A 12,229-nucleotide genomic window follows, 5' to 3' on the forward strand; every position below is an offset into this window, starting at 1 on the left:
CAGCTACCCCTTCACGGCGCCGGCGGTCGCGCCGGACACGAGCTTGCGTTGCACGAGCAGGAAGAAGATCAGCGCCGGGATCGCGTAGATGACCGACGCGGCCATGACGCCGCCCCAGTCGGTGGCGAACGCGGTGCGGAACGACGCCAGCCACACCGGCAGCGTCTCCTTCGGCTTGTCCTGGATGAACACCAGCGCGAACAGGTACTCGTTCCACGCGGTGATGAAGCTGAACACCGAGGTGGTGACCAGCCCCGGCCCGAGCAGCGGCAGCGTCACCCGGCGGAACGCGCCGGTCTGGCTGCAGCCGTCGATCATCGCGGCCTCTTCCAGCTCGTACGGGATCCCGTTGACGAAGCCGTAGAGCATCCAGACCGTGAACGGCAGCGTGGTGGCGAAGTAGATCAGCAGCAGCGACGGCAGCGTGTTGAGCAGCCCGGCGTCCCGCATCAGCAGGAACAGCGGGATGAACAGGGCCGACACCGGCGCCAGCTGCGCCACCATGACCAGCACCAGGAAGCCCCGGCGGCCGGTGAACCGCAGCCGGGACAGCGGGATCGCCGCCAGCGTGCCGGCCACCAGCGCGCACAGCACCGAACCGACCGTGACGATCAGGCTGTTCATCAGGTAGGTCGGGAAGTTGTCCTTGCTCAGCGCGGTGGCGAAGTTGCCGAACGAGAACGACGTCGGGATCAGGTCGTACTTCGGCGAGAGGATCTGGCCGGGCGATCTCAGCGACGTGACGAACATCCAGTACGTCGGGAAGACGATGGCCAGCGCCACCAGGACGCCGACGACCGACAGCGCGATCCGCTGCGGCAGCGATTTCCTCACTTGAGATCACCTTCCGGGGTCCGGACGAGCAGCTGGATGTACCGGCCGGTGATGAGCGCCAGCACGATCAGCATCAGCGTCGCGATCGCGCCCGCCGCGCCGAAGTGGTTGCCCGCGATGCCCTTGAGGTACAGCACGACGGCTAGGGTGGTGCTCCCGCCGTCGGGGCCGCCCTCGCGGATCGCCCAGATCTGGGCGAAGGCGTTGAAGTCCCACAGCACCGACAGGAACGTCACCATCGTGGTGATCGGCCGGATGGCGGGCCAGGTGACCGCGCGGAACGTCTGCCACGCGCTGGCGCCGTCGATGCCGGCCGCCTCGTACTGCTCGCGTGGGACGCCGATGATGCCCGCGTAGAGCGAGAACGTCACGAACGGCACGGCCTGCCACACGATGAGCAGCCCGATCACCGTCAGCGTGCTGGCCCCGCTGGAGAACCACGAGAAGCCGATGAAGGAGTGGAAGCCCAGCCGGTCCAGCGTCTTGTTGAGGATGCCGTACTGCTGGTCGAAGATCCACTGGAACACCGTGGTCGTGGCGATCACCGGGGTGGCCCACGCGAGGACCAGCGTCACCTGCACCATGATCCGCACGACCGGGCCGAGGTGGCGCATGAGCACCGCCAGCAGCAGCCCGCCGGCGATCGTGGCGGCCACGATGGCCGCGGTGAAGACCAGGGTCCGGACGGTGATCGTCCAGAACTCCGGGTCCGACAGCGTGTTCGTGTAGTTGTCGAACCCGATCCAGATCATCTTCCCGGAGACGAGCTGGCCGATGTCGAGCTTGCGGAAGCTGATCGCCAGCACCTGGACCAGCGGCCAGGCGAGCAGCACCAGGATCGCCGCCAACGCCGGGAGCAGCAGCAGGTACGGGAGCACCCGGTCGCCGAACCGGCCCCGCCTGCGCTTGGTGACCCGGGTGTCGCGCGGCGATGCCGGCGGGGTCGCCCCCGCCGGCATCGTCACGTTCGCGGTCGCGGTCATCCGCCGATGAGCTTGTTCAGCGCTGCGTTGGCGTCGGCGGTCGCCTGGTCGAGCGTCTTCTTGCCGGTGAGGTACGCGGTCAGCATGTCCTTGACCGGGTTCTGGCCGGACTCGACGTCACCCCACTTGGGGCTGGCCGGCACGGCCTTGCCGTTGGTGGACGCCTTGGCCATCACGCTGCCCAGCGGGTCCTTGTCCAGGCCGGTGAGGTCGGTCGACGTGCCGGGCACGACGCCGGCGGCGGCGAGCTGGCTCTGGTACTTCGGGCTGGAGAGCAGCTTGATGTACTCCTTGGCCGCGGCCACGTTCTTGCTGTTGGCCGGGATGGCGAGGTTCGAACCACCCAGGAAGACCGGGGCGCTCTGGCCGGCGGTCTTGCTCGGGATCGCGAAGGCGCCGGTCTTGGCGGTCAGGCTCGCGTCGGTCTTGGCGGCGGTCGCCAGCTCCCACGGGAGGCCGATCATCATGGCCGCCTTGCCGGCGCCGTAGACGGTCGCCTGCTGCGGCTTGGCCTCGTCGGCGTCCTTCGGCGCCTTGGTGCCGGAGGTGTCGACGAGCTTCTTGTAGAACTCCAGGCCGGCCTTGGCCTCGGGGGTGTCCAGGGTCGCCTTGTAGTTCTTGCCGTCGGCCTTGGCGATGTCACCGCCGTTGTCCCAGATGAACGACAGCAGCGCGTACCAGTTCTGGCCCGGCATGTAGAGCGCCTGGAACTCGGGGTCGGCGCCGAACTTGGTCTTCAGCTTGCCGATCGCGTCGATCCACTCGTCGTTCGAGGTCGGCGTCTTGGTGATGCCGGCCTGCTCGAACATGTCCTTGCGGTAGATGACCTCGCGGTTGGCCGCGTAGAACGGGACGCCGTAGACCTTGCCGTCGTAGCTGCCCGAGTCGGCGAGGCCCTTGAGCCACTGCGCGCCGTTGAAGCTGTCCTTGTCGGCGGTCAGGTCGGTCAGGACGCCGTCCTGGGAGGCGAACGCGGCGGTCTGCGTGTTGCCGATCTCGATGACGTCCGGCGGCGCGCCGCTGGCCAGCGCGGTGGTCAGCTTCTGCTGGATGCCGTCCCACTGCTGGACTTCGTACTTGACCTTGACCCCGGGGTGCGCGGCCTCGAACTCCTTGTTGAGCGCGTCGGTCAGCGTCTCCGGCGCGGAGCCGGTCATCAGCCAGACCGTGACGGTCCCGCTCAGCGGCGCGTTGCCGCTCGGCGAGGCCGCGGTGTCCGAGCCGCCGGAGCCCGCGCAGCCCGCGGTCGCGAGCGTGAGTGCGGCGGCGCCCGCCGCCAGCTTGAGCCAGCGTTTCACTCGATGCCGTCCTTTCCCTGCCCGGCCACCGCGGCCGGACGCCCCAAATGGTGTAGACCAATGTTGGGGTTAGAGTGGTACGTACCACAGGCCCTGTCAAGGCGGTTGCCGGAACGTTGTAAACGCATGCGAGGAGTAACCGGGCGGTCACCTGGGTGCGGCCCGACGTGCCAGAAGTCGTCCGAATAGGAAGGTGGTCCGGACCTTTTTCACCGCGGGGACACCGGGATTCCGCATGCCCCGGTCCGCGCGGCACAACGAAAACCGCCCCGGGAAAGGGTTCCCGGGGCGGCGGTGGTGATCAGGCCGGCGTTTTCACCGGTGGGGCCGCATGTCGGCGGGCGCGGTGGGCGGCCATCCGCACCGGCGCGTTGGCCACGCCGAAGCCGCGGTACCCGCCGATCCGCTGCACCACCTCGAAGAACACCCGCGCCCCGGCCAGCGCGGTGTAGAAGTGGAGGAACTCGCCCTCGGCGTCCCGGTCGTAGAGCACCGAGTGCTCCCGCAACGCGGCGAGCCGGGCCGGCGGCAGCTCCAGCCGGGCGGCCAGGTCGTCGTAGTAGTTGCCGGGGATGTCCAGCAGCGGGGCGCCCGCCGCGCGCATCGCCGCGGCCGCGGCCAGTGCGTCCGTGCAGGCGAACGCGACGTGCTGCGGTTCGGGGACCGCCGGCGCCCATTCGCCGCGGCGGACCACGGCCGCCTCCAGCGTCAGCCGGACGTCCCCCGCCGCCACCGCACGGCTGCGCACCAGCCCGAACGGCGCCGCGTACTCCGTCACCGGCGACGGCGTCAGCCCGAACACCGCGTGGTGGAACAGCGCGGCTTCCTCGAAGTGGTCGAAGGGCTGGGTGAGCGCCACGTGATCGATCCCGAAAACGCCCGCGCCGCCTGCCGTTTCCCCGGTCGGCACGAAGTCCTCGCGCCAGTCGTCGCCGCAGAGGAACACCTGGGTGCCGTCCGGCGCCGAGACCGACGCCAGGTCGGCCTCGCGCGGGCCGCGCACCCGCGGCAGGACCGGCGCCCGCAGCGCTTCGGCCCGGCGCGCCGAGCGGACCGGGTCGGTGCTGGCCAGCGCGACGGCGCCGACGGCACCGTGCGCCGCGCCGCCTTCGTTGACCACCACCCGGGCGTCGCCCTGCTCCCACAGCTCGACCGGCTTGGTGCGGTGCACGCCGGTGCGCGCGAACCCGAGGCTCGCGAGGACGCGCCCGCCGCCCGGGTCGGTGACGACCTCGGCGAACGCGTGCCCGGTCAGGGCCGGCGCGGCCGGCAGGTCGAGCACGCCCAGGGACTCCTGCAGCACCAGCAGCGACCGCAGCGCGTCGACGGCGGCGGGGCGCGGGTCGGCCTGGCGGAACACGTCGTTGAAGACTTCGAGGGACAGCGGCCCGCGGTAGCCCGCGGCCAGCACGTGCCCGGTGAACGCCGTCAGGTCGAAGTCGCCCTGTCCCGGGAAGAGCCGGTGGTGCCTGCTCCAGGGCAGCACGTCCATCGGCAGCTTCGGCGCGTCGGCCAGCTGCAGGAAGAAGATCTTGTCGCCGGGGATGGCGCGGATCGCCGCCGGGTCGTGGCCCTTCGACAGGATGTGGAAGCTGTCCAGGCAGACGCCGAGCGCGGGGTGGGCGGCGCGGCGGACGATGCGCCAGGCGTGCTCGTACCCGCTGACGTGCCTGCCCCAGGCCAGTGCCTCGTAGGCGACCCGCATCCCGCGTGAATCGGCCAGCTCCGCCAGCGCGTGCAGCTGTTCGGCGGCCAGTTCGTCGTCGTCGATCGCTTCGGGCGAGACCGACGAGCAGACCAGGATCGTGTCCGTGCCGAGCTCGGCCATGACGTCGAACTTGCAGGCCGCCCGGCGCAGGTTGGCCCGGTGCAGGTCAGGCGGGACGGCTTCGAAGTCGCGGAACGGCTGGTAGAGGTCGATCGACAGGCCGAGGTCGGCGCAGCGGCGACGGATTTCGGCCGGGCTCGACGGGGACACCAGCAGGTCGTTCTCGAACAGCTCGACGCCGTCGAACCCGGCCGCGGCGGCCGCGGCGAGCTTGTCCTCCAGGGTGCCGGACAGGCAGACGGTGGCGATGGCGGTGCGCGGCTCAGGCAGCACGGGCGGCCTCCCCTTCCAGGGCGTCGAAGTGGCGCAGCATCCGGCCGGGGTCCGGGTCGGCGCCGGTGAACAGCCGGAACGACTCGGCGGCCTGCAGCACGACCATGCCGCCGCCGTGCAGCACCCGGCACCCGCGGGCGCGGGCGGCGGCGAGCAGCGCGGTTTCCAGCGGGCGGTAGACGATGTCGGCGACCCACAAATCTTCGTGCAGCAGCTCGGCGGGGACGGGCGAGCCGGGGTGGGCGGCCATGCCGGTCGGGGTGGCGTGCACGAGCCCGTCGGCACGCTCGAGCGCGGTCAGGTCGCCGGTGACCGCGCGGCCCGGGCCGAACCGCCGGTCGAGGGCCGCGGCCAGGTGGGCACTCCGGGCGCCGTCGACGTCGTGCACGGTGAGGCGTCCGGTGCCGAGGGAGAGCAGCGCGTGCGCGACCGCCGCGCCCGCTCCCCCGGCGCCGAGCAGCACGACGTCGTCCATGCGGACGTCCGGCAGGCCGCGGCTGAGGCTGCGGGCGAACCCGGTCGCGTCGGTGTTGTGGCCGATCGCGCGCCCTTGGCGGAAGACGACGGTGTTGACCGCCCCGAGCGCGGCGGCTTCCGGCGAGAGCTCGTCGAGGTGCGGGACGACGGCCTGCTTGGCCGGGTGGGTGACGTTGAGGCCGTCGAACCCGGCGAGCCGGGCGGCGGCGAGGACGTCGGCGACCGGGCGGCCCAGGACGTCGAGGTCCAGCAGCCGGTAGAGGTAGCGCAGGCCCAGCTCGTCGGCCTCGCGCTCGTGCAGGGCCGGGCTCGCGGACGGCCCGATGCCCGTGCCGACAAGCCCGATCAAGTAGCTGGTCACGCCGCACCCTCCGAACTTAATGTACGAACTAGTACGTTCACGGTAGCGCGGCGTGCGTTCGAGCGGAAGGGCTGCACTAGAGTGGGGGCGTTCACCTGCAGCGGAGGGAGCCCGGTGGCCGCACCATCGTCGGAGGCCGAGCGCCAGCGCGACAAGGACCGCACGCGCGCCGACATCCTCGCCGTGGCCACGCGGGAGTTCGCGGACAAGGGCTACACCGGCGCCCGGGTCGACGAGATCGCCGCCCGCACCAGCACCACCAAGCGGATGATCTACTACTACTTCGGCGGCAAGGAACAGCTCTACATCGCCGTGCTGGAGCGGGCGTATTCCGCCCTCCGCGCCTCGGAACAGCAGCTCGACGTCGAGCACCTGGATCCCGAGGAGGCACTTCGGCAGCTGGCGGCACTGACCTTCGACCACCACCAGGCCAACCCCGACTTCATCCGGCTGGTCAGCATCGAGAACATCCACCGCGCGGAGCACCTGTCGCAGTCGGAGATCCTGGCCGGACTGGCCGACCCGGCCCTCGGCGGGATCACGCGGATCCTCGAGCGAGGCCACAAGGCCGGCCTGTTCCGGGCGGACGCCGACGCGCTCGACGTCCACATGATCATCAGCTCGTTCTGCGTGTTCCAGCAGGCGAACCGCCACACGTTCCAGGCGATCTTCGGCCGCGACATGCTCGATCCGGCCCGTCGCGAGCACTACCGCACGATGCTGGGCGACCTGCTGATCAACTACCTGACCGCCTGAAATCCGCCTCTTGACACCCGGCGCCCCGGTCTCGCACTCTCTATTAACTAACTAGACCGTACATTGCTTCCCCGCCGAACTCTGCGCAACGAAGCACGGATGTCAGGAGATCGTTCCCGTGACCGGATCGATGCCCCGCAAGGCGGCGCTGGCCGCCTGGATCGGCAGCGCGCTCGAGTACTACGACTTCTTCATCTACGGCACCGCCGCCGCGCTCGTGTTCGGCAAGGTGTTCTTCCCCGCCTCCTCCCCCGCCACCGGCACCCTGCTGGCCCTGGCCACCTTCGGCGTCGGCTACCTCGCCCGGCCGGTCGGCGCGTTCGTCCTCGGCCACGTCGGCGACCGGTTCGGCCGCAAGCGGGTGCTCGTCTTCACCCTGCTGCTCATGGGGTTCGCGACGTTCTGCGTCGGCTGCCTGCCGACGTACGGGAGCATCGGCGTCCTCGCGCCGGTCCTGCTGGTCGTGCTCCGTCTGCTGCAGGGCCTTTCCGCGGCCGGCGAGCAGGCGGGCGCGAACTCGATGTCGCTGGAACACGCCCCGGAGCACCGGCGCGCCTACTTCACCAGCTTCACCCTGAGCGGCACGCAGGCCGGGCAGATCCTGGCCACCGCGATCTTCCTGCCGGTCGCCGCGCTGCCCGCCGAGGACCTGCTGACCTGGGGCTGGCGCGTGCCGTTCTGGGGCAGCGCGCTCGTGGTCGTCGTCGGCTTCGTGATCCGGCGCAAGCTCGACGAGACGCCGGTGTTCGCCCGCACCGAGGTGGCGAAACTGCCGGTCGCGCTGCTGTTCCGGCACCACTGGGCCGACGTCCTGCGCGTGGTCGTCGCGGCGACGATCGCCTCGGTCAGCACCATCTTCACCGTCTACGCGCTGAGCTACGCGGTCAACACGATCGGCCTCGCCCGCACGCCGATGCTGTGGGTGGGCGTGCTGGCCAACGTCGTCGCGCTGGCGGCGATCCCGCTGCTGGCCGGCCTCGCCGACCGCGTCGGGCGCAAGCCGGTGTTCATCACCGGCTGCCTGGCCTGCGGGGTGCTGATCTTCCCGTACCTGTGGTCGATCTCGATCGGCTCGTACGCGCTGCTGTTCGGGCTCGGCATCGTGCTGTTCGGGGTGGCCTACTCCGGCGTGAACGGGGTCTGGCCGTCGCTGTACGGCGAGATGTTCAGCGCCCAGGTCCGGTTGTCCGGCATGGCGATCGGCACCCAGATCGGCTTCGCGGTGGCGGGTTTCGCCCCCAGCGTGGTCGCGGCGATCGGCTCGGGCCGCGACGACTGGCTCGGCGTCGCGATCTTCACCGCCGCGGTGTGCGTGGTGGCGGCCGGAGCCGCGGCGACGGCGCGCGAAACCTACCGGGTGCCGACCGCGCAGCTGGGCGGCCGGACACTCGCGGCACCGTCCACTGTGGTCGCCTCCACTGTGGACGGCTAGAACGGAACGCCGACCGCGGCGGCCAATGCCCGCACCGCGGTCCACAGCCCGGCGCCGGCGGTCGCGAGGCCGCCGGCGTCCCGGAGCAGGTCACGGGCCCGGCGCACCTTCGCGCCCGCGTCCTTCCCGCCGTGCACGACGTCCCGGTCGACCTCGTCGAGGGCGTCGTGCACGGCGTCCTTCGTGGCCGGCGGCAGCCGGGCCGCGTCGAGTTCCGCGCGGACCGACCGCACCAGGGCGGCGACCTGCCGCGCGTCGAAGCCGCGGTGGATCTCCTGGTGTCCACCGTGGACGGTGTTGATGTCGCCGTGGACGGCGTTGTTGACCGTCCCGGCCCGGACGTCGCCGTGGAAGTGGATGCCGTCCATCTAGCGCCTCCCGTTCCGGCGCCGCTCGCGCGCCGCCTTGGCCATGACCAGTCCGATCAGCAGCACGACCCCGCCGAGCCCGAAGAGCGCGAACCCGACCACCCCGAGCGGCACGCCGTCGAAGACCTCCGGCCCGAGCAGCGGCGGCGGCGCGTCGAACGACCCGGACGAGACCGCGTCGGAGCCCGCCTTGATGAACCGGAAGATCACCGACGCCCAGATGCCGAACCCGGCCAGGATCGTCAGCAGCCCCAGCACCATGACCGCGCGGCCGGCGCCCCGCCCGGTGGCCAGCTCCGAGATCATCTGCCCTTCGGGCGTGCTGAACTCGTAGTTGTGCTGCTGCCGGTGGTCGTAGCTGTTGTTGACGTCGCGCCCGGCGTTGTTGATCGTCCCGGCGGACACGTCCCCGAAGGAGACCCCGCCGGACGGCGAACGCTGCCAGGTCCGGGTGTGCGCGGCCCCGGACCCGTCCGCGTAGACGGCGGAGACCGGCCCGAACTCGAGCCGGTCACCGTCGCGCAGCGGGTGGTCCTGCCGCGGCGCCAGGCGCCGCCCGTTGACCCAGGTCCCGTTCCGCGACCCGGCGTCGGCCACCCAGGTGCCGCGCGCGTCCTGCCGGATCCAGGCGTGCCGCAGCGACACCTGCTCCGAGCGCAGCCGCAGGTCAGCGTCGGGCCCGCGCCCCACCAGCCACGAACCCCGGCGCACCTCCAGGCGCACCCCGGACCCACCGAGCGTCTCGATCCTCGCCCCGCCCATCGGCCCTCCTCCCGCCGCACGGCTCCCTTACAGGAAGAGCCGTGCGACGGGCCGGGGATATCCGGCGAACGGGTGAACCCGTTCAGACCTTCGGCGCCGGCTCGCTCAGCCTTCCTGGTACTCGGCCCAGGACGGGACGCGACCGTTCCCGGTCCGGAGGAAGCTGTGCGGCTCCAGCAGGAGCGCCTGGATCCGCGGGAAGAGCTGCATCAGCGGTGTGTGGCAGCGAAAGTTCCAGGCCCACAGCCAGTCGACCATGTCGTCCACGGAGTTGAGGACGCGATCCTCCGGGCCGCCACCGTCGAACCGGTCGTGGAACCGCCGCGCCGCATCGTCGTCGCCCCACTGGCGGAAGTACTCGTCTGCCTGACCCATCACCATCACGAACACCCGCTCGATCAGGTTGACGACGTTCTCCGGGTTCGCCGGGACACCTGTTTCGGTCAGCAGGTCCAGGTAGAAACCGGGGTACAGGATCGGGACGGCCCGACCGTCGGTCGCCGCGAACCCCGAGGCGGCGGTTTCGACCGGCGGCCGGCGCCGGGCCAGCTTCTCGATCGCCTCCCCGACGGAATACGCGACGCCGGGTCGCTGGAACTTGACCGTGGTTCCCGGCCCCGCGACCACGAGGAGGAACGACCCGGTGCCGGTCGGGCGCACCTCGACGTCTCGGATCTCCTCCGGCGTGACCGAACGGTCCAGGACCCGGCCGCCCTTGCGCATGACGAGCAACCGGCGATCGGTCACCACCAGGGTGTGCGTCGCGGTGAAGTCCTCCACGGCGATCAGCCGGACAGTCTCGCCGTCCTGGAAGCACGACCGGATGTTCGGCTCGCCCTTCGCGATCATCCGGCGGTGGTGTCCCGCGTCATCGGCCAACGCAGCACGAAAGTCCTCCGACAACGATTCTCCGCCTCCGAAGAGTCCCACGACCATTCTCCTTCCTGGACAACCCGCAAATCACTGAACAGTCGATGTTTCGGCAGAAGCTGTTACGATCACCGAGGTCACGATTCCGGACGACGGGAGGCTGTAATCGTGAAACCCCCACCGACATTCCTGCCTGCTCGCCGGGGACGGGTGCGGATCTCGTTCAGCGTCCTGCTCCGCCTCGCCGATGACGACCGTTTTGTACTGTTCGACGCCCCCAAACGTCCGGGCGCCTTCGGACCGCCGGGCGGAGTGATCAAGTTCTTCCCCCCGGCCGCCCGGATCCTGGACGCGCTCGGGTTCCAGCCCGAGCGCACGGGTTCTCCGCACCACAAGCTCAGAGCGGACCTTCGCGGCACTCTCCCGGCCGGCGCGCTGCGCCGGTTCCGAACCTGGTTCGCGACGGGGGCGTACCGCGAAACCGCTGACGAGTGCCTACGTCGCGAACTGCACGAAGAGCTCGCCGAGGTCGGCGTCCACCACTTGGACAGGATTGTCCCGGAATTGGAGTTCACCAACGTCCGCACCGTCCAAGAAGGTCCGCAATCCGTGCCAGGCAAACACTACCGGCAGTTGCGCGGATTCGACGTGCGCGAGCTGGCGATGACGAATCATGCCGCGCGACGCCTGAGCCGGGAACTGATTGAAGTGGCCGAAGACGAGGCGTATCCGGGCGTCCTGCTGGCTGGTTTCGACGACATCGCCCACGGTCGCCTCGATCGCGCTCTGATCGCCCCGCAGAGCGCGTTCCTCGCCGGTCCGTCACGGCTCGCCCCGGATCTGCCGCCGCTGCGATGACCGATTCCGAACGGCGCGTCGCCGAACTGCGCACCCCGTCCCGGAAACGCGCTCTCGGTGAAGTGACGATCGGCGTGCCGACCGCGCACCCGGCCGAGCCCGACGAGCCGGCCCTCGACGCCCCCGCAGGGACGGGCCTGGTGGAGATCCGTCAGCAGTACGCCTGGGAAACCGCCGGTCACCGCGCCCGGATCGGGGCCGTGTACCTGATCGCCGGGTTCTCCGATCCGCGGGTGCGCGTCCACGAACTCTCGGGCACGACGGCCGAGCCGGCCACCGAGATGGTCGTCTCCGAACTGCCGCAAGGTTGCGGCTGGCTCGTCGGCGATCCACTCGGCGCGAGCGCGGCGCCCCGGACCGCCGAAGTCCGGGCCACCCTGTGGGTACCGTTGGACCAAGCGGAGCTGGCCGGCGTCAACCGGCTCGACGGAACCCTGCTGCGCCCTGCTTGGCACCGCCGACGGCTCCACGCCGGCACCGGCCCGGTCCCGTTCTCCGTCACCCTGCCGTCGGGATGGGGACAGCGCCCCGTGCCGCCGCCCCGGCCGGTCGGCCACCGGAGCCCGGCCGTGCGCCTCTGCATGGCGGCCGACACCGTGGCGTACGGCCGCTTCACCACGGGGGAAGCGGCCCGGTCGCAAGAACGGCTCGTGGAGGTACTGGCGAAGGCGAGGCGAGCCGCCGGAATCCCGGAAGACGAAGTCGACCTCCAGCCCTCCGGCGACGGCCAGTTCGCGATTCTGCCCACCGGGCTGGACGAGACGGTCGTCATCCCGCGGCTCGTCGAAGGTGTCCGCACTGCACTGGCCACCGTCAACGCCGACCTGAGTGACCGGGCGCGGCTGAGGCTGCGGGTGGCGCTGCACCGAGGCCACGTCGCCCCGGGCGCGAACGGCTGGGTCGGCGCCGTGACCGTCGCCGTGCACCGGCTGCTCGACTGCGCGCCGTTGAGGGCCCGGCTCGTGCAGGACCGCTCGGCCGATTTCGCCCTGATCGTCTCCGACGTGCTCTTCGGCGATGTCATCGTCGGCGGCGACCTCGACGCGGCGGCGTTCGAGCCGGTCGACGCGGTCCTCCCCGACAAGGCCTTCGCCGAACGCGCATGGGTGCACACACCCCAGCTCTGACT

The 12,229-nt window shown here is 70.9% G+C and carries 12 protein-coding genes; 4 read left to right on the forward strand and 8 right to left on the reverse strand.

The features are described 5' to 3' along the window. Positions 1–3 precede the first annotated feature (3 nt). The 5 genes from BLW76_RS27690 to BLW76_RS27710 all read right to left on the reverse strand — a co-directional run bounded on the left by BLW76_RS27690 (position 4) and on the right by BLW76_RS27710 (position 6,054). Entirely contained in the window at positions 4–834 is an 831-nt protein-coding gene (locus BLW76_RS27690) for a carbohydrate ABC transporter permease (protein ID WP_091312598.1), read from the reverse strand. Further along, entirely contained in the window at positions 831–1,817 is a 987-nt protein-coding gene (locus BLW76_RS27695) for a carbohydrate ABC transporter permease (RefSeq protein ID WP_091312600.1), read from the reverse strand. Before BLW76_RS27695 ends, BLW76_RS27690 begins: the two co-directional genes overlap by 4 nt. Then, the gene (locus BLW76_RS27700; protein ID WP_091312603.1) at positions 1,814–3,115 is read right to left on the reverse strand and encodes a sugar ABC transporter substrate-binding protein; all 1,302 of its coding nucleotides are present in this window, start codon (positions 3,113–3,115) and stop codon (positions 1,814–1,816) included. The genes BLW76_RS27695 and BLW76_RS27700 overlap by 4 nt, the downstream gene beginning before the upstream one ends. A 301-nt stretch (positions 3,116–3,416) precedes the next feature. Beyond that, the gene (locus tag BLW76_RS27705; RefSeq protein ID WP_091312605.1) at positions 3,417–5,216 is read right to left on the reverse strand and encodes a sugar phosphate isomerase/epimerase and 4-hydroxyphenylpyruvate domain-containing protein; all 1,800 of its coding nucleotides are present in this window, start codon (positions 5,214–5,216) and stop codon (positions 3,417–3,419) included. Next, positions 5,206–6,054 carry a shikimate dehydrogenase gene (locus BLW76_RS27710; protein WP_091312607.1) on the reverse strand — a complete coding sequence of 283 codons (849 nt, stop codon included), beginning with the start codon at positions 6,052–6,054 and terminating at the stop codon, positions 5,206–5,208. Before BLW76_RS27710 ends, BLW76_RS27705 begins: the two co-directional genes overlap by 11 nt. Before the next feature lie 114 nt (positions 6,055–6,168). Between BLW76_RS27710 and BLW76_RS27715 the strand changes: the two genes are divergently transcribed. Both BLW76_RS27715 and BLW76_RS27720 read left to right on the forward strand, forming a co-directional pair. Then, positions 6,169–6,810: a TetR/AcrR family transcriptional regulator gene (locus tag BLW76_RS27715; RefSeq protein WP_091312610.1), complete on the forward strand. Its 642-nt coding sequence runs from the start codon at positions 6,169–6,171 to the stop codon at positions 6,808–6,810. A gap of 118 nt (positions 6,811–6,928) precedes the next feature. Next, positions 6,929–8,242, forward strand: coding sequence for an MFS transporter (locus tag BLW76_RS27720; protein ID WP_091312611.1), 1,314 nt, complete (start codon positions 6,929–6,931; stop codon positions 8,240–8,242). On the opposite strand, the gene BLW76_RS27725 is transcribed toward BLW76_RS27720, so the two are convergent. From BLW76_RS27725 to BLW76_RS27735, 3 genes are all read right to left on the reverse strand, one after another. Then, positions 8,239–8,610: a hypothetical protein gene (locus BLW76_RS27725; RefSeq protein ID WP_091312614.1), complete on the reverse strand. Its 372-nt coding sequence runs from the start codon at positions 8,608–8,610 to the stop codon at positions 8,239–8,241. The two genes, BLW76_RS27720 and BLW76_RS27725, sit on opposite strands and share 4 nt — an antisense overlap. Beyond that, complete coding sequence (locus tag BLW76_RS27730; RefSeq protein ID WP_091312615.1) at positions 8,611–9,372, reverse strand: FHA domain-containing protein; 762 nt, start codon at positions 9,370–9,372, stop codon at positions 8,611–8,613. It lies immediately after the preceding gene. Between the two features lie 105 nt (positions 9,373–9,477). After that, on the reverse strand, positions 9,478–10,302 hold the full coding sequence (locus BLW76_RS27735; RefSeq protein WP_143060692.1) for a hypothetical protein: 825 nt from the start codon (positions 10,300–10,302) through the stop codon (positions 9,478–9,480). Between the two features lie 150 nt (positions 10,303–10,452). On the opposite strand from BLW76_RS27735, the gene BLW76_RS27740 reads away from it, so the two are divergent. Together BLW76_RS27740 and BLW76_RS27745 are read left to right on the forward strand one after the other, a co-directional pair. After that, positions 10,453–11,100 carry an SMODS-associated NUDIX domain-containing protein gene (locus BLW76_RS27740; protein WP_091312619.1) on the forward strand — a complete coding sequence of 216 codons (648 nt, stop codon included), beginning with the start codon at positions 10,453–10,455 and terminating at the stop codon, positions 11,098–11,100. Beyond that, positions 11,097–12,227 (forward strand): hypothetical protein, encoded by a 1,131-nt coding sequence (locus BLW76_RS27745; protein WP_091312622.1) that lies wholly within the window; start codon positions 11,097–11,099, stop codon positions 12,225–12,227. Before BLW76_RS27740 ends, BLW76_RS27745 begins: the two co-directional genes overlap by 4 nt. Positions 12,228–12,229 lie beyond the last annotated feature (2 nt).

Origin of the sequence: Amycolatopsis tolypomycina (assembly GCF_900105945.1) — a bacterium.
Taxonomy (GTDB): Bacteria; Actinomycetota; Actinomycetes; order Mycobacteriales; family Pseudonocardiaceae; genus Amycolatopsis; species Amycolatopsis tolypomycina.